The following is a 19,107-nucleotide window of genomic DNA, read 5'->3' as shown; positions in this document are numbered from 1 at the left end:
AGGACGTGTCCGTCGAGAAGAACACCCGCACGCTGGATGAGGGGATCGTCCGCGACTTCAGCTCCCGGATGAGCTACGCCTCCTACCTGCAGCTTCCCACCCTGCTCAGCGCGCAGCAGCCGGTCAGCAAGCCTGAGCACCACGATGAGTTGCTGTTCATCATCCAGCACCAGACCACTGAACTGTGGCTGAAGCTGGTCCTGCATGAACTCCGCAGCGCAGCCGCCTGGCTCCGGGAGGACGACCTCGGTTCGGCGCTCAAGGGCATCGCCCGGGTCAAGCACATCCAGAAGACCCTCACCGAACAGTGGTCCGTGCTGGCCACCCTCACGCCCACCGAGTACTCGCAGTTCCGCGGCTTCCTGGGCAACTCATCAGGTTTCCAGTCCGCGCAGTACCGGGCCGTCGAGTTCGTCCTGGGGAACAAGAACCACAGGATGCTGCCGGTTTTCGAATCCGATCCTGAGGCGCACGGCATGCTGGCGGAACTGCTGGCCGCCCCCAGCATTTACGACGAGTTCCTGGCCTACCTCTCCCGGCAGGGGTTCGATGTCCCGCCGGCAGTCCTGGACCGGGACGTGACCCTGGCCCACGAGTTCGTCCCGGAGCTGGTACCGCTCTTCAAGCACATTTACGAAAATGCGGCGGACAACTGGGCGGCCTACGAGGCCTGCGAGGAACTGGTGGACCTGGAGGACAATTTCCAGCTCTGGCGGTTCCGGCACCTGCGCACAGTCCAGCGGACCATCGGCATGAAGACCGGCACCGGCGGATCCAGCGGTGTGACCTTCCTGCAGAAGGCCCTGGAACTGACGTTCTTCCCGGAACTATTCGCCGTCAGGACGGAGATCGGACAATGAGCATCCACCAGGAAAACCACCTCGACGTGTCTGCTGAAGCGCTCCGGGGGCGCGCTGAAGAGCTGGACCGCCGGGACGCCCTGGCGCGCTACCGGGACCTTTTCATTGGTACCGACACCCCGCTGTCCTACCTGGACGGCAACTCCCTGGGCCGGCCCCTGAAGCGTACTGCCGACGACGTCTCCGCCTTCATCCGGGAAGAGTGGGGCGGACGCCTCATCCGGGGCTGGGACGAACAGTGGCTTAGCATGCCGCAGGCCATCGGGGACCAGCTCGGACGTGCCGTCCTCGGGGCAGCGCCGGGGCAGACCATCATTGCCGACTCCACCACGGTGGTGCTGTACAAGCTGATCAGGGCTGCCCTGGCCGCCGTACAGGATCCAGACCGCAACGAGCTGGTGCTGGATACGGAAAACTTCCCCACGGACCGCTACCTGGTGGAGGGCATCGCCCTCGAGGAAGGCCTCACCCTGCGCTGGATCGAGCCCGACCCGGCCGCCGGGGTGACCCTTGACCAGGTGCGCCAGGCCACCGGGCCGCGCACCGCCGTCGTCCTCCTCAGCCAGATCGCCTACCGGTCGGGCCACCTGGCGGACCTGCCGGGCATCACCGCGGCAGTGCACGACGCCGGCGCCTTGGTGGTGTGGGACCTGTGCCATTCCGCGGGGTCGGTGGAGATCGACCTGGACCGTGCCGACGTCGACTTCGCTGCGGGCTGCACCTATAAGTACCTCAACGGGGGCCCCGGCTCCCCGGCGTTCGCCTACGTCAACGCCCGCCACCTGCCCTCGCTGAACCAGCCCATCTGGGGCTGGATGGGACGCAAGGACGCCTTCGAAATGGCGTCCGGTTATGAACCGGCCCAAGGGATCCGCGGGTTCCTCAGCGGCACTCCCGCCATCTTCGGCATGATCGCCATGCAGGCCACGCTGGACGTCATCGAAGAAGCCGGCATGGCGGCCGTCCGTTCGAAGTCCGAAGACCTCACCGCCTTCGCCGTCGAGGTCTTCGACGCGTGGCTGGCACCGCTGGGGGCCGGGCTTGCGTCGCCGAGGAACCCGGAGGAGCGGGGCGGGCACATCACGGTGGACCATCCCAACTTCACCAAGGCCACGGTCGAGGCCCTGTGGGACGGCGACGTCATCCCGGACTTCCGCTCGCCGCACGGCATCAGGGTGGGTTTGTCGCCGCTGAGCACCAGCTTCGCCGAGGTGCTGCACGGCATGGCGGCGATCCGGGACAGGCTGCAGGGCTGAGCGCCCTGCGAACCTGGCGGGCGTGTTTCGACAAGGTTAGGCCGCGCCCGGTAAACTGGACGATGGATCCGGCTGCAGTCCGTGGCGGCTGGTTCCTGTTGTAGTCGGCCTTCTCCGGTTATCCGGATCAGGACCAACACGGCAGACCCGGCAGTGAGTTACTGACCTGGGCCCGCACGGCACATCCCAAGGAGATATTGTGGCACTTGACGCCGCTGTAAAGCAGTCCATCATCAAGGAATACGCAACTGGCGAAGGTGACACCGGTTCACCCGAGGTCCAGGTTGCCGTCCTGACCCAGCGGATCAAGGATCTGACTGAGCACATGAAGGAGCACAAGCACGACTACCACACCCAGCGCGGTCTGCTGGCCATGGTTGGTCGCCGCAAGCGCATGCTGAGCTACCTCAAGAAGACTGACATCGCCCGCTACCGTTCGCTCATCGAGCGTCTCGGCCTGCGCCGCTAGTCACACTTTGGGGCGGCCCTTTCCCTCCGGAACGGGCCGCCTTCTTCAAATAAAAACTAAACAGGAGGATCAACCGCATCACGCATTCGCGGTCCTCGGTAGTGATCCCCGGGAACGGCTTCGTTGACTGAAGCCGGCGGCCCGTGGGTCTCGATCGATGACCGGGTGCAGGGCCAGTAGACAGATGCTGGCTGGGTTGATGCGGCTGGACTTCCGTAAAAAGAAACGGAGGTGACTCTCTTGGAGGGTCCCGAAATCCAGTTCTCGGAAGCAGTCATTGACAATGGCCGTTTCGGCAAGCGCGTAATCCGCTTCGAAACCGGCCGCCTCGCCAAGCAGGCCGCCGGCGCAGCCATGGTGTACATCGACGATGACACCGCACTGCTGTCCGCAACCACCGCCGGCAAGCACCCGCGTGAAGGCTTCGACTTCTTCCCGCTGACGGTCGACGTCGAAGAGCGCATGTACGCTGCCGGCCGCATCCCGGGCTCGTTCTTCCGCCGCGAAGGCCGCCCGTCCACCGAAGCCATCCTGGCCTGCCGCCTGATGGACCGCCCGCTGCGCCCCGCCTTCATCAAGGGCCTGCGCAACGAGGTCCAGATCGTGGTCACCGTCCTGGCCATCAACCCCGATGAGCTGTACGACGTCGTTGCCATCAACGCTTCCTCGATGTCCACCCAGCTGTCCGGCCTCCCGTTCTCCGGCCCCATCGGCGGCGTCCGCGTTGCCCTGGTCAACGACGAAAACGGATCGCAGTGGGTTGCCTTCCCCAAGCACTCCCAGCTGGAAAACTCCGTGTTCAACATGGTGGTTGCCGGCCGCGTTGCCGGTGACGACGTCGCCATCATGATGGTCGAAGCCGAAGCAACCGACAACTCCTGGAACCTCATCAACGAACAGGGCGCCACTGCCCCCACCGAAGAGGTTGTGGCCGAGGGCCTCGAAGCTGCCAAGCCGTTCATCAAGGCACTCTGCGACGCCCAGGCCGACCTCGCCGCACGCGCTGCAAAGCCCACGGTCGAGTTCCCGGTCTTCCTGGACTACGAGGACGACGCTTACGCCGCCGTCGAATCCGCCGCTGCCGACAAGCTCGCCGCCGTCTTCCAGATCGCCGACAAGCAGGAACGCGACAACGCCTCCGACGCACTCAAGGACGAGGTCCTCGCCAACCTCGCCGGCCAGTTCGAAGGCCGCGAGAAGGAACTGTCCGCAGCCTTCCGCTCGGTCACCAAGCACGTTGTGCGCCAGCGCATCCTCAAGGACCAGGTCCGCATCGACGGCCGTGGCCTGACGGACATCCGCCAGCTGACCGCCGAGGTCGAGGTCCTGCCCCGCGTCCACGGCTCCGCCATCTTCGAACGCGGCGAGACCCAGATCATGGGTGTCACCACGCTGAACATGCTCAAGATGGAGCAGCAGATCGACTCGCTGTCTCCCGTGACGCGCAAGCGCTACATGCACAACTACAACTTCCCGCCGTACTCCACCGGTGAAACCGGCCGCGTGGGCTCGCCCAAGCGCCGCGAAATCGGCCACGGTGCCCTGGCCGAACGTGCACTCGTGCCCGTCCTGCCGTCCCGCGAGGAATTCCCCTACGCCATCCGCCAGGTATCCGAAGCCCTCGGTTCCAACGGTTCGACGTCGATGGGTTCCGTCTGCGCCTCCACCCTGTCCCTGCTGAACGCCGGTGTGCCCCTGAAGGCCGCCGTCGCCGGTATCGCCATGGGCCTGGTCTCCGACCAGGTGGACGGCCAGACCCGCTACGCGGCGCTGACCGACATCCTGGGCGCCGAAGACGCCTTCGGTGACATGGACTTCAAGGTTGCCGGCACCGCCGAGTTCGTCACGGCCATCCAGCTGGACACCAAGCTCGACGGCATCCCCGCTTCGGTGCTCGCGGCAGCCCTGAAGCAGGCCCGCGAAGCCCGCCTGCACATCCTCGAGGTCATCAACTCGGCCATCGACACCCCGGACGAGCTCTCCGAGTTCGCACCGCGCGTCATCGCCGTCAAGATCCCCGTGGACAAGATCGGCGAGGTCATCGGCCCCAAGGGCAAGATGATCAATCAGATCCAGGAAGACACGGGCGCCGACATCTCCATCGAGGACGACGGCACGGTCTACATTGGCGCCACGAACGGTCCGTCTGCCGACGCAGCACGCTCCGCCATCAACGCCATCGCCAACCCGCAGGTTCCGGAAATCGGCGAGCGCTACCTGGGCACGGTCGTCAAGACCACCACCTTCGGGGCCTTCGTGTCGCTGACCCCGGGCAAGGACGGCCTCCTGCACATCTCCGAGCTGCGCAAGATCGCCGGCGGCAAGCGGGTGGACAACGTTGATGACGTTGTTTCCGTGGGCCAGAAGATCCAGGTGGAAATCACCAAGATCGATGACCGCGGAAAGCTGTCCCTGTCTCCGGTCGTGGCTGAAGAGGAAGGCGCCGACGAGACCGAGCGCGTTCACGCCACGGAGCCTGCTGAAGGCGCTGAGGTCTAACAGCAGGGGCTTCCCGGCATAAGCATGAATCGGCGGGACCGGTGGATGATCCACCGGTCCCGCCGCTGTTACGATGGCAGCCAGATCCGGCTGCCCGTCCTGAAAGGCATCAATGACTGTTGTACCCCTGCCGCTTGAGCAGAACCACGCCGGCGACACCCTGGTCCACGGCTCCGACGGCGGGTCCGAGGTCCGGCGTTCAGTGCTGCCAGGGGGAGTGCGGGTACTGACCGAGGCGATGCCGGGCCAGCGGTCTGCCACGATCGGGTTCTGGGTGGGCGTCGGATCCCGTGACGAGGCTCCCGGCCAGCACGGGTCCACCCACTTCCTTGAGCACCTGCTGTTCAAGGGGACCAGGCGCCGCACGGCCCTGGAGATTGCCTCCGCCTTTGACGAGGTGGGCGGCGAATCGAACGCGGCCACTGCCAAGGAAAGCACCTGCTACTTTGCCCGGGTGCTGGACTCGGACCTTCCCATGGCAATCGACGTCATCGCGGACATGATCACCGGCGCCGTGCTGGACCCTGACGAGATGGAGCAGGAACGGGACGTCATCCTCGAGGAAATCGCCATGGACAGCGATGACCCCACCGACGTCGCCCACGAGCACTTCGTCGCCGCGGTCCTGGGCAGCCACCCGCTGGGCCGCCCCATCGGCGGCACTCCCGCCGCCATCAAGGCCGTGGCCCGGGACTCCGTGTGGGAGCACTACCGCAGGTACTACAAACCGGAGGAGCTGGTCATCACCGCCGCGGGCGGGCTGGACCACGACGTCGTCTGCGGACTCGTGGTGGATGCCCTCCAGACCGCGGGCTGGTCGCTTGGGCCCGACGCCGCACCGGTGCAGCGGCGCTCCACCGAACGCGCCCTCATCACCGGGACCGCAGGCCTGCACGTGGTCAAGCGCGCTGTGGAGCAGGCGAATATCATCATGGGCTGCCCCACCATCGTTGCCACCGATGAACGCCGCTACGTCATGAGTGTGCTGAATGCGGTCCTGGGGGGCGGCATGTCCTCCAGGCTGTTCCAGGAAGTCCGCGAGAAGCGCGGCCTGGTGTACTCCACCTACTCCTTTGCCTCGTCCTACGCCGACGCCGGCTACTTTGGGATGTACGCGGGCTGCACGCCGTCCAAGGTCAGGCAGGTGCTGGACCTGCTGGCTGTGGAGCTGGACAAGCTCGCCGAACACGGCATCTCCGACGACGAGCTCCGCAAGGCCGTGGGACAGCTCGGCGGCGGCATCGTCCTGGCCCTGGAGGACACCGGCTCACGGATGTCCCGCCTGGGCAGGGCCGAACTGGTCTCCGGCGAATACCAGGACATCGACGAAACCCTGCGGCTCATCAAGGCGGTCACCGCAGAACAAGTCCAGGAATTGGCCGCCGAACTCGCCGCAGCCCCGCGGACCGTCACCGTGGTTGGCCCGTTCGAGGAGACGGAGACGTTCGGGTTGTAGCAACCTGGCGCCGCGGAGACGCTGGCGGCCCGGCCCTCCAGAGTCCATCCTAAGTTGGGGAGCGATCTTCGTTTGGGAAGGCGGAACGGTGAACGGGGCGGGAGTGCGGCACGGACCTCATGCGTTATCCGGCCTGCTGGGTCACTGGCGGGGACGGACCCAGGTCGCTGCAGGTCCGTGGGGGCCCGAACGCAGCGTTGATGCAGAAGTGACCTACAGCCAGGTGGCCGGAGGTCTCGGCGTCGTGCAGAGCTACCGCCACGCTGAACCCGACGGCAGCCATTTCGAAGGCCACGGCATCTTCACGATCGATCCGGTCCACAACGATGTGCTGTGGTACTACGTGGACAGCGCCGGCGTTCCGCTCGGCAGCGCCACCCGCTGCACTTGGCGCGACGGTGTCCTCCGCGTTGAACGCCGCACTGCCGGAAGCTGGACGCGCCACTCCATCGAGGTGGCGGACGGTGTCCTGACGCACGTCACCGAACTACGTTCTGCCGGGCAGGACGACGGCGGCGACACCCCGGAGGCTGGAACCGACGGTAATGAATCGCCGTACAAGCCATTCATGCGCTCGGAGTTCCACCGCGCGTGAGGCATGGGCTAGGATGCCGCCTCGATGATGCGCGTTTTCGGCGCACCGGCGAGGGCAGGGGCGTTGGCGGGCGAACGCCATACCTGTGTTCGAAGGTTCTTGAGCAGCTGCTCTGCCAGGGCCAGGTCCGCGAAGTCGAGTTCCACAACAATGTATTGCAGTTCGCCCACGGGCCGGCCTATCCGGTGCGCGAGAACCCCTGACGCGGACCGGCCCACCGGATCACGGTCGAATGGCGCCTTCCACGTGCTGAAATCGGTGATGCTGTGTTCGATCTGCAGGGTGAACATCCCAGTCTCCTTACTCGTCCCGCCAGGTTGGAGGACGCTCCACGCTGCTAAAGCTAAACGGTCGGGCTGCGGCGGGTATCCCAGAATTCTGGGTGGCACCGCCTCCGGGTTGCCCGGGATGGCCGGAGCATACTTGGAACATGACCAAGGGCTGGGCTGGAAACCGGAGCCAGGAGCGCATCCGACTCCTGGCAGGCTCGGACCTGGATCACCAAGCTCTCCGGACAGCGATTCTGGCAGAAGTGGCCACCATGGTGCCTTTCGATGCATTCGTTTGGCCGTTGTGTGATCCCGACACGACGGTGGGGATGGCTCCGAGGGCCAGGATTCCCTGCCCCCAGGAATTGCCCACACTTATCCGCCTCAAGTACCTCTCCGGGGCCAGCCGCTGGACCGAGCTGATGCATTCGCCGGAGCCGGCGGAGTCCCTCCTGACGGCAACGCAGGGAGAGCCCTTCCGCAGCCCGGTGTGGAGTGGCGTGTTGCAGCGCTATGGGGTCCGCGATGTCCTGTCCGCCGTCTTTGCCGACAAGTATGGGTGTTGGGTCTGGCTCGATTTGTGGCGTACCGGCGTTCGGTCCCCTTCACGGACGAAGAAACTGCGTACCTGGGCGAGCTCGCAGCGGCAGTGACCGCGGGTCTGCGGAGGTCCGTAGCCAGGCAATTTTGGATTCGACCGCCCCCGGAACCTGGCCCGGACCACGCATCCGGGACAGGAGCCGGGCAGCCCGGATTGCCGGAGCAGGCTGTCCTCACCCTGGACGACGATCTGGCGATAGCTGGCCGAACGGCGTCCGTGGACGACTGGCTCCAGCTGCTTCAGCCTGGTCCGGTTCCTCACGATCACGTGCCGGCTGAGGTGTTGAACGTTGCGGCCCAGCTGGCGGCAAGGGAAGCGCTGGTGGACACCCACCCCGCGGAATGCAGGGTCTACGTCGGGGCGGGCCGCTGGGCCTCCCTGCGGGCCAACCGCATGGAGTCGGGGGGGTCCGGACCCACTCCACCGGTGGCCGTGACGATTCAGGCCAGCACGCCTGCCGCGAGGCTTGACATGTTTGCCCGGGCGTTTGGCCTGACACCCCGGCAGGGGGAACTGCTCTGGCTCACTGCAGCAGGGGCCGGTACGGCAGCCATGGCGGACGCCCAGGGAGTGACGCCGTACACGGTCCAGGACCAGTTCAAGCAACTCTTCAAGGCTTGCCGAGTCCACAGCCGGGCGTCACTGCTGGCCATGGCACTGGCAACGGGGCCCGCGTCCAGCGGGGGGCCATCGGCCCCTGTACCCACCCGCTGACACACACCCCTGGGGAAGTACTACGACAGGAGCACGTCCCAATGTCCCGCCGGGTCTGGTGGCAGCAGGAACGGCATGGCGTAGAAATCGTCCCACAAAGGATCTGTCGGCGGGAGTTCATCCGGCTCAAGCAAGTTGCCGCCAGGCGGTTCCTCGGCTGGCTCGTCCGGCCACTCCAGCGTGTCTGTCACTAACTGGCGCCATAGCGGCAGTTCCACCGGCAGTTCCGATGGTGGTTCCATTGGTCCCACTTCGTCCGCTGTCGCCGGTGCGCCCAACCCGGCTGGGCCCACCCCTGGTGCGTCCAACGCTGTCGGTGCGGACTTCCCGGAGACGATGGCCTTCGGCGCCAGGATTCCTGGTGGCCAGTGGGTTGGTTGGGAGTCTGCTTGTTCGGGTTTGTAGTGTCGGCCGGTGGGTGAGGTCCAGCCGGGCGGTTCATTCGGGGTCGCCGCGTCAGGGACCCAGGTGCTGGTGTGTTTGAGGCGGTGGTGTTTTGGGCAGAGCTGGGCCAAGTTTCGGATGTCTGTTTTGCCGCCGTGTTGCCAGGCGGTGAGGTGGTCGGTGTCGTTGTCGGGGGTGTGGTTGGTGCAGCCTGGGAAGGTGCATTTGCAGTCCCGCAGCCGGATCCATTTCTTGCTGGTCTCCGGGAGCCGGTAGCGGGTGCGTCCGATCTCCAGGGGTGCCCCGTCGCGCGGGTCGACCAGGACCCGGTAGAACGATTCCGCCCCGCCGGCGACGAGCCTCCGTGCCATGGATGCCGGGATCGGCCCGAATCCGTCCAGCACCGCGGGCTCATCGGTGAGGCCAAGCAGTGAGAACACCGGGACCGTGACCAGGATGTCGGCCCGCGGTGTGGGGATTTTCCCAATATCACCGGTGCTCCTGGCAGCTTCACCCGCGGCCGTCGTGTTTCCGGCGCCGAGGAGCAGTGACGCGGCGACGTCGGCGCGGAGCTGGGTGAGGGTCCGCTCCTCCGTGGGGTTTTGGACGCCGCGGGCGGTGGCGGTGCTGCGGTTCCAGATGGCGCACGCGGTATCGCCGGGAAGGTACAGGGACAGCCAGGCCATCCCGTCCCGGTCCGGGGCGTAGTCCATCCGCCGGTCCGCCACCCCCTTCACATGCCGTTTCTCCAAGGACTCAGGGTGGTGGCGTTCCCGCCAAGCCCGGACCTTCGCCCGAAACCTGGACGGGACAAGGTCACCGGGCGCGGCGCCCCGGGCCGGGTTGGGCGCGTCAGGGTCAAAGAAATGCGCCACCAGGCCGGCGGCAGAGTCGGGGGTGAGGCCTTCGGTTTCGTCGGCCACGATCCGGGCGTGCTGCCACGACACCCCACCCATGGACAGGGCCTCAACCACAGCCGGCAGGGAACAGACCCGCCGGGACTGCTCCACCAACGCACCGGCCGCCCCCGAACTGATGGTGAGGATCCCGGCGATCTCCTCCACCGCGGACATCTCCGCAAACGTGCACTCATGGACCGGGGCGTCAGGTGCAACCTGTGCCAGCTGGATTTCGACGGCTTCGGCAACATCACTGACCTTGACCGCTGCGAGCTGGGCCTCCAACCGGGCCACGACTTCAAGCCGCTCCAACCGGATCTCATACCGGCGCCGCAACACATCCACGTCAGCACCAACATGAGCGCCCGAAGCCAAGGAACAATCATCCAGAACCAGCCCGCTCAGGGCAGCAACAGAGGCAGAAACACCCTCCATCACCACCGCGAGATCCGCACCGATTCCCATGAAAACATCATCCAACAGGGGTCTGACATTCAAAGCGGACGCAGCCTTGGCAGGGCTGGCCAGCCGCTGCCCAGACGCCCGGACATGCTTGTATTACCTACCCGCCAGCAAAGGGGGGAAGCACGTCGACCACGTCGTCGGCCCCAAGAACCGTTGACTGGTCCCGGACGGCCACCTCGTTGAGCAGGAAGCTGCTGCGGGACAGGAGCCGAGCGAGCGGAGGAGTGCCTGCCGGCGGCTCGGCGCGAGGCACCCCCAGCACAGCTTCCAAGAGATGGGCGACCGTGGCACCGTCGGGCAGGTCGAACTTTTCTTCCTCGGAGCCGGCGGCAGCGCGCGCGGCAGCAAAATAACGTACAAGCATCCGTGTCAGCCCCCGATGGCGCTCATGCTGCGGTCCGGCTGGACGAAGTCCGGAGCGTCGAGTCCCACGTGGTCCATGCCGTGGGCCTTTGGTTTGATCCACATGGCATCCTGCCACCGCTGAGCCAGCTCGTCGTCGCCGGCACCAGTGCGCAGCAGGCCCAGCAGGTCGAACTCCTCCCGGGAAAACAGGCAGCTCATGATCTTGCCTTCGGCAGTGATCCTGGTCCGCCTGCAGTCAGCGCAGAACGGTTCGGTGACGGAGGCGATGATCCCCACCGTCCCAAGGAGGGGACTGCCGGCGCCGTCCGCCGGACCGTCCTGCCGCCGTCGTACCTCAAACCGCTCCGCAGGAGCGCCGTCACGCGCCCGGGGATCGGGGGTGAGGACGTAGTCCCGGGACAGCAGGGCGCGGATTTCGGCGGCGGTGATCATATTGCGGCGGGTCCAGCCGTGATCGGCGTCGAGCGGCATCTGTTCAATGAACCGCAGTTCGTATCCGCGCTCCAGCGCCCAGGCCAGCAGCTGGGGCGACTCGGCGTCGTTAATGCCCCGCATCAGGACAGCATTCAGTTTGACCGGACCCAGGCCGGCGGCCCAGGCGGCGTCCACTCCGGCCAGGACCTGGCCGAGGAACGGGCGCCGGGTCAGTTTGGTGAACGTCTCCTCATGCAGTGAGTCCAGCGACACATTGATGCGGGTCAGCCCTGCATCCTTCAGCGCGGCAGCCTTCCTGGCCAGGCCCACCCCGTTGGTGGTCATGGAGATCGGCAGGTCCGGGTGGTTGGCCCGCAGGGCGGCGATGATGTCCACCAGGTCATGCCTGACCAGCGGCTCACCGCCGGTGAGCCGCAGTTCCCGGACCCCCAGCTGCTCCACGCCGACTTTCACGATCCGCACGATTTCCGCTGCGGACATCACTGCCTGCTTGGCGAGCCATTCCAGGCCTTCCGCGGGCATGCAGTAGGTGCAGCGGAGATTGCACTTGTCCGTTAGGGACAGCCTCATGTCCGTGGCGCGGCGGCCATACCGGTCCGCCAGCCCGGCCGGCGCGTCAGCGGGGCGGCGCGCCGGAACGCCTGGCAGCGCAGGGGCTGTTTCCTCGCGCGGCTGCGGCATTCCTAGCTGGACACTCATGATTTCAGGCTACGCCACGTTGCGCTGCGCATCACACCCGTGACCGGCGCAGAACCACCGGACGGAACCTGCGCCGGGGACCGCCGCCGAACCTATGCTGGAAGTTGTGAAGAGTTCCCCGCAACAGCACGGGGCGGACGACGACGGCGCCGGCCCCGGGGAGCGTGCGGAAAGTCCCGTCCAACACCAGGCAGTCCCGCACCAGTCAGTCCCGCGGCCCGGGGCACGGTGGGGTGCGGCCGCCGGGATCGCAGCGGCCGCCGGCGGCCTCGCGGCGGGGGAGCTGCTGGCGGGTTTTGCCAGCCCCTCCCTTTCGCCCCTGACCGCTGTGGGCGGCGCTGTCATCGATGCCGTCCCGCCCGGAGTCAAGGACTGGGCCATCACCCTCTTCGGCACTGCGGACAAGGCCGCGCTCCTGGCGGGCATGGGGCTGGCCATTGCCGCTCTGGCGGCCCTGGCCGGGGTCCTGGAGCTCCGCCGCCGGTGGGCCGGTGCCTTCGTGATGGGGATTTTCGGGCTGGCGGGACTGGCTGCGGTCCTCACACGGGCCCAGGCGACCCCCTTGGCCCCCATGCTGCCGGTCCTGGCCGCGGCAGCCGCCATCGTGCTGTTGCGATTCCTGGTCCGGCGGCTGCAGTCGTGGGAAGGCTCCGCCCCGGGGAAGGCAGGGCCCGGAGGAACCGCCGGTTCCCGCCGCGGCTTCCTCCAGGCTCTCGCCGCCACCTCAGCCGCCTCAGCCCTGGGGGGAGTGCTGGCGGGATTCTGGCGCGGAGCCGCCATCGCCGCCACCGAAGCCAGGGCACGGATCACCCTGCCGGCCCCTGCGTCCGCGGCACCGCCCATTCCGGCGGCCGCAGAGGCGGGCGTACCCGGGATGCCGCCGCTGGTCACCCCCAACCCTGGTTTCTACCGGATCGACACTGCCCTGGCTGTTCCTACGGTCAACCCGGAGACCTGGGTCCTGAAAGTCACCGGAATGGTGGCCCGGGAAGTCCAGCTCTCCTTCGCCGACCTCCTGGGGAAGCCCCTGGTGGAACGCCACATGACCATTGCCTGTGTTTCCAACGGGGTGGGCGGGGACCTGATTGGAAACGCCCGCTGGCTCGGTTGGCCGGTCCGCGAACTGCTGGCCCTGGCTGTTCCGCACCAGGGGGCCGACATGGTCCTCTCCCGCAGTGCCGATGGCTGGACTGCCGGAACGCCACTGGAGGCCCTAACCGACGACGGCAGGGACGCGCTCCTTGCCGTAGGCATGAACGGTGAACCGCTGCCGCTGGAGCACGGATTCCCGGTACGCCTGGTGGTCCCGGGCCTCTACGGGTATGTGTCGGCCACCAAGTGGGTTACTGAACTCAAGGTCACCAGGTTCGCCGACGACGCCGGGTATTGGACGCCGCGGGGCTGGTCGGCGCGCGGTCCCATCAAGACGTCGTCGCGCATCGACGTACCCCGCAGCGGGCGTCCGGTCAGTGCCGGAACCGTACTCCTGGCGGGCGTTGCCTGGGCCCAGCACACCGGCATCCAAAAGGTGGAACTGCGGGTCAACCGAGGGCCGTGGCGGGAAGCCGAGCTGGCCCCGGGCATCTCCATAGACACCTGGTACCAGTGGAAGCTGGCGGTCAGCCTGGTCCCGGGGCAGTATGAGGTCCAGGTCCGCGCCACCGATCTCAACGGTGTGGCCCAGGATGAAACTGAGCGGCCTCCCGCGCCGGACGGAGCCACGGGATTCCACACCGTTAGAGTGGACGTGAAATCCTGACGGCCGCGACCAAAGGCGTACCCATGACCAGCCACCCCCACGGCAAAGCAGGCCCGGCCCACCACGCCCGCTCCGTTGCTGAGCATCTGGCGGCGGTCACGGACCTCCTGGCCCGGCTGGCGGCAGAGTCCCGCGCTGAAGTCCTCCCCTTGACCGGTGCGCTCGGCCGGGCACTGGTGCACGGCTTACTGGCGCCCATCAGCCTTCCCCCATTCGACAACTCCCAAATGGACGGGTACGCCGTCCGGTCAGTGGACATCTCCGATGGCGGAGCTGACCTGCGCATCATGCCCCCGGTTCCCGCCGGGTCCAGCCCGCAGCCGCTGCGGCCCGGGACCGCGGCGCCCATCATGACCGGTGCCATGATCCCGGCGGGGGCGGACGCCGTCGTCCCCATCGAAAAGGCGGTGCCTGACCACTTCCGCACGGAGGGCAGCGATGGGCTGGTGAAGCTGCCCGCAACCGTTCCGGGGACCTACGTGCGTACCGCCGGCAGCGACATTGCGGCGGGGGAGCGGGCCATGGCCGCCAGGACGTGCCTGGGACCGGCGCAGCTGGGACTTCTCGCAGCCCTCGGTATGGCTGAGGTGGAGGTGTACCGGGCAGTGACTGTCCTGCTCGTCACCACCGGGGACGAGGTAGTCCAACCGGGACAACCACTGCCGCAGGGCAAGATCTACGACTCCAACGGAACCCTCCTGGAAGCGGCCATGAAACAGGCTGGACTCAACGTCCGGCGCACCGGCATCTCCACCGACAACCCCGCCGAACTCCAGGCCCTGCTGCGGACCGCCGGCCATGACGTGGACCTGATCGTGACCACGGGCGGGGTCAGCAAGGGCGCGTATGAGGTGGTGCGCCAGGCCATGGCGGACCAGCCCGCCGAGTTCCTGCACGTGGCCATGCAGCCGGGCGGACCCCAAGGGATAGGACTGTTCGACGGCGTCCCCTTCCTGGGGTTTCCCGGCAACCCGGTCAGCTGCCTGGTGTCCTTCGAGATGTTCCTCCGCCCCGCCCTGTCGGGACTGCTCGGGTCGCCGGCGGCCAGGCAGCCGCTGCGCGCCCGCCTGGCCCAGCCCTTGAAGTCACCCGGGCACAAGCACCAGGTCCGGCGGGGAAGCCTGCAGCCCGACGGGACCGCGCAGCTGGAGGGCGGCGAGGGCTCGCACCTGATGCACGCGCTCGCGGGATCGAACTGCCTGGTCCACGTCCCCGTTGGCGTAACGGAGCTCGCCGCCGGCGACGAGGTGGAAGTATGGATGCTGTGAACGCAGAACAGACCCCCGCGCTGACGCACCTGCGCCAGGACGGCAGCGCCCAGATGGTGGATGTTTCCGCCAAGGCAGAAACAACCCGCGAGGCCACGGCCACCGCCACGGTCCGGACCACACCGGAGGTGATGCGGCTCCTGGGCGCCGGCGGCCTCCCCAAGGGGGATGCCCTGGCCGTTGCGCGCGTGGCAGGCATCATGGCCGCCAAGAAGACCCCGGACCTGATTCCGCTGTGCCACCCGCTGCCGCTGTCCAAGGTGACGGTCGATTTCGACCTTGGCCTGGACGCCGTCGCCATCAGCTCCACCGTCAAGACACGGGGCGTCACCGGAGTGGAAATGGAGGCCCTGACAGCGGCGTCCGTGGCTGCGCTGAGCGTCTACGACATGATCAAGGCCGTGGACAAACATGCCGTCCTCACGGACATCAAGGTGCTGGCCAAGAGTGGCGGCAAGAGCGGAGACTGGGCCCTGTGACTACCCCCAACACCCTTCGGGTTCCCGAACCGCACCGGCATGGCGACGTACAGGGACGGAAAGCCGGCGTCGTCATCGCCTCCACGCGCGCCGCCGCCGGCATCTACGACGACGAAACCGGGCCCGTGATCACCGACTGGCTCACCGAACACGGCTTTGACGTGTTTCCCGCCATGGTGGTCCCCGACGGCGACCCCGCGGGCGCAGCCATCCGCGCGCTCCTTACCCAGCGCCCCGCCGTCGTCATCACCAGCGGCGGCACCGGCCTCAGCCCCGACGACCGGACTCCCGACGTCACCCTGCCGCTGCTGGACCGGGAAATCCCCGGAATCATGGAGGCCATCCGGCGGGCCGGAGCCGCCAAAACCCCGCTTGCTGCCCTGAGCCGGGGGTATGCCGGCGCCGCAGGGCGGACCTTCATCGTGAACCTGCCCGGCTCCCCGAAGGGCGTCATGGACGGACTGGGCGTCCTGGACCCGCTCATCGGGCATGTGTGCGACCAGCTGGAGGGCGGACATGGGCACTGAAGCATTCGAAGTAGTCAGCGCGGTCCTGAGCGCTGAGCCCATCTCGGTGGACCAGGCGATTGCCGCTGTGGAAAGCGATACAGCCGGTGCCGTGGTCAGCTTCAGCGGCGTGGTGCGCAACCACGACGGCGGCAAGGCCGTCAACCGCCTCAGCTACAGTGCGCACCCCACAGCGCACCAGGTCATGGCAGACGTCGTCGGGCGCCTGGTTGCCGAGCAGAACGCCGAAGCAGGTGCCGGGCCCGGACAGCCCGTCCGGATCTGGGCGGCGCACCGGATCGGAATGCTGGAGATTGGGGACCCGGCCCTGGTGTGCGCGGTGTCCGCAGCCCACCGCGGGCAGGCGTTCGCCGTCTGCTCCGAGCTGGTGGACCGCATCAAGGAACAGGTGCCTATCTGGAAGGAACAATTCTTCACTGACGGCACCGTGGAATGGGTTGGCGCAGGCAGCTAATGCGGCACTGTCCGGAGCGCCCCCGGGACTGCGAGGTAACGCACGCCGCCCGGTTCCTGCGCGCGCAGGTCCCGCCGGTAGGGTTAACGGCATGACCGAACAACACTCCGTTCCCAAGCTGGTGGCCGTCCTGGGCGCCAACGGACGCATGGGCGCCGAGGCCGTCAAAGCCGTCGACGCCGCGCCCGACATGAAGCTCGTCGCAGCCCTGGGACGGGGTGACTCGCTGGAGCAGCTGGCCGCCTCGGGCGCCCAGTATGTGGTGGACCTGACGGTTCCCGAAAGCACCGAAGCCAACGTCCGCTTCGCCGTCGAGCACGGCATCCACACCGTGGTGGGCACCACCGGCTGGGACGCGGGACGCTTGTCAGACCTGGAGTCTTTGCTGGCAGCGCACCCGGGCACCGGTGTCCTCATTGCGCCCAACTTCGCCCTGGGCTCGGTCCTGGCCTCGGCCTTCGCAGCGAAGGCCTCGAAGTACTTTGAATCGGTGGAGATCATCGAACTGCACCACCCGGACAAGGTCGACGCCCCGTCCGGCACCGCTGTCCGCACCGCCCAGCTGATCGCCGCCGAGCGCGCGGCGGCACAGGTTCCGCAAAGCCCGGATGCCACCACCAGCGAGCGTGCCGGGGCCCGCGGCTGCGAGGTGGACGGCGTCCGCGTCCACAGCGTCCGGCTCCGCGGCCTGGTGGCACACCAGGAAGTGCTCTTTGGCGGTCCGGGGGAGCAGCTGACCCTTCGCCACGATTCCTTCGACCGCGCCTCGTTCATGCCCGGCGTGCTCCTGGGCGTGCGCAACGTTGCGGCGCACCCGGGCCTGACAGTGGGCCTGGATGGATACCTGGACCTGGGACTCTAGGCCATGAATGGTCTCCTAGCCGGCTTCCGGAAAAACCGCACCAAGATTTGGGTGGGTGCGGTCACCCTCCTGCTGGTCTTCTACCTGGTGGTCTCCTTCCAGCGTTCGCTCCTGCTCCTGACGGACAGCAACCTGACAGCCAAGGCCATCGGCGCCGCCTACCTGGTGCTGCCCGTTGTGGGCGCCTGGGCCCTGATCCGGGAGCTCATGTTCGGCGCCCGCACCGAGCAGATGGCCAAAGTCCTGGAAGCCGAAGGCGGGCTGCCCGTCGATGAGCTCCCACGCACGCCCGGAGGCCGGATCGTTCGGGCCGCAGCAGACGCGGAGTTCGAAAAGTACCGGGCCGAAGCCGAAGCCGCCCCCAACGACTGGCGTTCCTGGTTCCGCCTCAGCTGCGCCTACGACGCCGCCGGCGACCGCAAACGTGCGCGGGCGTCCATGCGTGACGCCGTTAAGCTCTTTACCGCCGCCTCCTGATCCACCGCCGGCGCCGGCCCGGCCCCAGCCTCGCGGTGGCGCTGCGGGTAACTGCGATGGGCATTTCTGCCCATCGCAGTCCGCCTCCGCCCGCGGTAGGTTTATTTAGTAAATACTCTTTAGCTTTGGGGGAAAGCATGAGGCTGGCCGTATCTGTGCCACGGTTCCGGCTCTTCGGAACCGAAGGCAGGGCCCCCGCCCCTCAACCCCACCACTTCGCTCCTCCACGCCGTGCCGCCCGAGGCTTCCTGACGCCGCGCGCAGTTACTCCTGGGCCCAGCCGCGCCCTGCGTGCCGCACCGCACCCTTGACCAGAAGGACCATCAATGAGCCACCCAAATTTCCCGCAGCCGCCCCACAACGGACCGGCCGCTCCACCCATTCCGCCGGCACCATCCACCTACGGCGGACGGCCCAATTTCCAGGGGCAGTTCCCGGCAGGTCCGCAGGGGGAATACCAGCCCGGGCCCCACGGCAACGCTTTCTACTCCGGCGGCCCCGGAAAGTCCTTCATCACCACCTGGATCCTGTCCCTGCTGCTGGGAACATTTGGTGCGGACCGCTTCTACCTGGGCAAGACCGGCTCGGGTGTCGCCAAGCTCTTGACCGCCGGTGGCCTGGGCATCTGGGCCCTCGTTGACCTGATCATGACCTTGACGGGGAACACCAGGGACAAGGAAGGCCGCCCGCTGGAGGGCTACCCGGAGAACAAGAAGAAGGCCTGGATCATCACCGGCATCCTCTGGCTGGTGAGTATCATCACCGCTATCCTGCTGACCCTCGTGTCCCTTGCAGTGGCCGGCGCCGCCCTTGAGAAGCGGACGATCCCAGGAGCGCCCGATGTTCCGTCGGCCTCACAGGCCGCCCCGGCGCCGTCCACTGGATCCGCCCCACCCAGTGGATCGGCTGCCGGCGCGAATTCCTTCGTGGCCACCGTCTCGGAAGGAAATACCGTCAAGGTCAGCGTCCTCGACTCCATCTACACCACGGAAATTCCGCGCATGACGTACCTGCAGCCCAAGAATGGCGGATTCCTGGCCGTCAAGGTCTCCTGGGAGACGCTGACCGGGAGCAGCTTCGCCAGCCCCTCGAACTTCACGGTCTTCGACGCTGACGGCAAAGAGGGCGAACTGGTTTACCTCGATGACGGCATGGGCGCCCTGCCCACCGATGAGGTGGGTGCCGGCGATCGCCGCCAGGGCGTCATCGCGTTCGATGTGAAGAAGGGCCCGGTCCAGGTTGTCCTCAACGATGACTTCGGCGACAAGGCGGCCGCCTTCACGCTGACGCCGCAATAGCAGGCGGCCCCGGCGC

Annotated in this window: 20 protein-coding genes; 16 read left to right on the top strand and 4 right to left on the bottom strand. The window is 67.2% G+C overall.

Translation table 11 applies throughout. The features are described 5' to 3' along the window. The first annotated feature begins 5 nt into the window (after positions 1-5). From kynA to NIBR502771_RS18485, 6 genes are all read left to right on the top strand, one after another. The gene (kynA, locus tag NIBR502771_RS18510; protein ID WP_141160983.1) at positions 6-860 is read left to right on the top strand and encodes a tryptophan 2,3-dioxygenase; all 855 of its coding nucleotides are present in this window, start codon (positions 6-8) and stop codon (positions 858-860) included. Continuing rightward, positions 857-2,116: a kynureninase gene (locus NIBR502771_RS18505; RefSeq protein ID WP_141160982.1), complete on the top strand. Its 1,260-nt coding sequence runs from the start codon at positions 857-859 to the stop codon at positions 2,114-2,116. Before kynA ends, NIBR502771_RS18505 begins: the two co-directional genes overlap by 4 nt. 199 nt (positions 2,117-2,315) lie before the next feature. Beyond that, positions 2,316-2,585 (top strand): 30S ribosomal protein S15, encoded by a 270-nt coding sequence (gene rpsO / locus NIBR502771_RS18500; protein ID WP_013600532.1) that lies wholly within the window; start codon positions 2,316-2,318, stop codon positions 2,583-2,585. Between the two features lie 240 nt (positions 2,586-2,825). Next, the gene (locus NIBR502771_RS18495; protein WP_141161631.1) at positions 2,826-5,084 is read left to right on the top strand and encodes a polyribonucleotide nucleotidyltransferase; all 2,259 of its coding nucleotides are present in this window, start codon (positions 2,826-2,828) and stop codon (positions 5,082-5,084) included. 112 nt (positions 5,085-5,196) lie between these two features. Beyond that, entirely contained in the window at positions 5,197-6,540 is a 1,344-nt protein-coding gene (locus tag NIBR502771_RS18490; RefSeq protein WP_141160981.1) for a pitrilysin family protein, read from the top strand. An 88-nt stretch (positions 6,541-6,628) separates the two neighbouring features. Continuing rightward, positions 6,629-7,135: a DUF1579 family protein gene (locus NIBR502771_RS18485; RefSeq protein WP_168225761.1), complete on the top strand. Its 507-nt coding sequence runs from the start codon at positions 6,629-6,631 to the stop codon at positions 7,133-7,135. An 8-nt stretch (positions 7,136-7,143) separates the two neighbouring features. On the opposite strand, the gene NIBR502771_RS18480 is transcribed toward NIBR502771_RS18485, so the two are convergent. Continuing rightward, positions 7,144-7,425 carry a hypothetical protein gene (locus NIBR502771_RS18480; RefSeq protein WP_141160979.1) on the bottom strand — a complete coding sequence of 94 codons (282 nt, stop codon included), beginning with the start codon at positions 7,423-7,425 and terminating at the stop codon, positions 7,144-7,146. Positions 7,426-7,565: 140 nt separating this feature from the next. On the opposite strand from NIBR502771_RS18480, the gene NIBR502771_RS21075 reads away from it, so the two are divergent. Beyond that, a complete protein-coding gene (locus NIBR502771_RS21075; protein ID WP_246839730.1) occupies positions 7,566-8,057 on the top strand; it encodes a hypothetical protein in 492 nt (163 codons plus the stop codon). A gap of 101 nt (positions 8,058-8,158) precedes the next feature. Continuing rightward, positions 8,159-8,719 (top strand): hypothetical protein, encoded by a 561-nt coding sequence (locus tag NIBR502771_RS21070; protein WP_246839729.1) that lies wholly within the window; start codon positions 8,159-8,161, stop codon positions 8,717-8,719. Between the two features lie 20 nt (positions 8,720-8,739). On the opposite strand, the gene NIBR502771_RS18470 is transcribed toward NIBR502771_RS21070, so the two are convergent. The 3 genes from NIBR502771_RS18470 to moaA form a co-directional block, all read right to left on the bottom strand. Continuing rightward, positions 8,740-10,467 carry an HNH endonuclease signature motif containing protein gene (locus tag NIBR502771_RS18470; protein ID WP_141160978.1) on the bottom strand — a complete coding sequence of 576 codons (1,728 nt, stop codon included), beginning with the start codon at positions 10,465-10,467 and terminating at the stop codon, positions 8,740-8,742. Between the two features lie 97 nt (positions 10,468-10,564). Then, positions 10,565-10,831, bottom strand: a complete 267-nt coding sequence (locus tag NIBR502771_RS18465; RefSeq protein WP_141160977.1) for a MoaD/ThiS family protein — start codon at positions 10,829-10,831, stop codon at positions 10,565-10,567. A 5-nt stretch (positions 10,832-10,836) separates the two neighbouring features. Further along, positions 10,837-11,967, bottom strand: coding sequence for a GTP 3',8-cyclase MoaA (gene moaA, locus NIBR502771_RS18460; protein ID WP_371706607.1), 1,131 nt, complete (start codon positions 11,965-11,967; stop codon positions 10,837-10,839). A 247-nt stretch (positions 11,968-12,214) separates the two neighbouring features. Here moaA and NIBR502771_RS18455 point away from each other — a divergent pair, with 247 nt between their 5' ends. The 8 genes from NIBR502771_RS18455 (at position 12,215) to NIBR502771_RS18420 (ending at position 19,091) form a co-directional block, all read left to right on the top strand. Beyond that, positions 12,215-13,726, top strand: coding sequence for a molybdopterin-dependent oxidoreductase (locus tag NIBR502771_RS18455; RefSeq protein ID WP_246839920.1), 1,512 nt, complete (start codon positions 12,215-12,217; stop codon positions 13,724-13,726). Positions 13,727-13,749: 23 nt separating this feature from the next. Beyond that, positions 13,750-14,994 (top strand): gephyrin-like molybdotransferase Glp, encoded by a 1,245-nt coding sequence (gene glp, locus NIBR502771_RS18450; protein WP_141160975.1) that lies wholly within the window; start codon positions 13,750-13,752, stop codon positions 14,992-14,994. Next, positions 14,982-15,473 carry a cyclic pyranopterin monophosphate synthase MoaC gene (gene moaC / locus NIBR502771_RS18445; protein WP_141160974.1) on the top strand — a complete coding sequence of 164 codons (492 nt, stop codon included), beginning with the start codon at positions 14,982-14,984 and terminating at the stop codon, positions 15,471-15,473. The genes glp and moaC overlap by 13 nt, the downstream gene beginning before the upstream one ends. Further along, complete coding sequence (locus NIBR502771_RS18440) at positions 15,470-16,000, top strand: MogA/MoaB family molybdenum cofactor biosynthesis protein (protein WP_141160973.1); 531 nt, start codon at positions 15,470-15,472, stop codon at positions 15,998-16,000. Before moaC ends, NIBR502771_RS18440 begins: the two co-directional genes overlap by 4 nt. After that, on the top strand, positions 15,990-16,454 hold the full coding sequence (locus NIBR502771_RS18435; RefSeq protein WP_141160972.1) for a molybdenum cofactor biosynthesis protein MoaE: 465 nt from the start codon (positions 15,990-15,992) through the stop codon (positions 16,452-16,454). The genes NIBR502771_RS18440 and NIBR502771_RS18435 overlap by 11 nt, the downstream gene beginning before the upstream one ends. 91 nt (positions 16,455-16,545) lie before the next feature. Beyond that, positions 16,546-17,316 carry a 4-hydroxy-tetrahydrodipicolinate reductase gene (gene dapB, locus NIBR502771_RS18430; protein WP_141160971.1) on the top strand — a complete coding sequence of 257 codons (771 nt, stop codon included), beginning with the start codon at positions 16,546-16,548 and terminating at the stop codon, positions 17,314-17,316. Positions 17,317-17,319: 3 nt separating this feature from the next. Then, on the top strand, positions 17,320-17,793 hold the full coding sequence (locus tag NIBR502771_RS18425) for a hypothetical protein (RefSeq protein ID WP_141160970.1): 474 nt from the start codon (positions 17,320-17,322) through the stop codon (positions 17,791-17,793). Positions 17,794-18,119: 326 nt separating this feature from the next. After that, the gene (locus NIBR502771_RS18420) at positions 18,120-19,091 is read left to right on the top strand and encodes a TM2 domain-containing protein (RefSeq protein ID WP_141160969.1); all 972 of its coding nucleotides are present in this window, start codon (positions 18,120-18,122) and stop codon (positions 19,089-19,091) included. Positions 19,092-19,107 lie beyond the last annotated feature (16 nt).

It is taken from the genome of Pseudarthrobacter sp. NIBRBAC000502771, assembly GCF_006517215.1.
GTDB classification, from domain to species: Bacteria; Actinomycetota; Actinomycetes; order Actinomycetales; family Micrococcaceae; genus Arthrobacter; species Arthrobacter niigatensis.
Note: the sequence above shows the minus strand (reverse complement) of the source record. Positions and strands in the feature narration are given on the sequence as shown.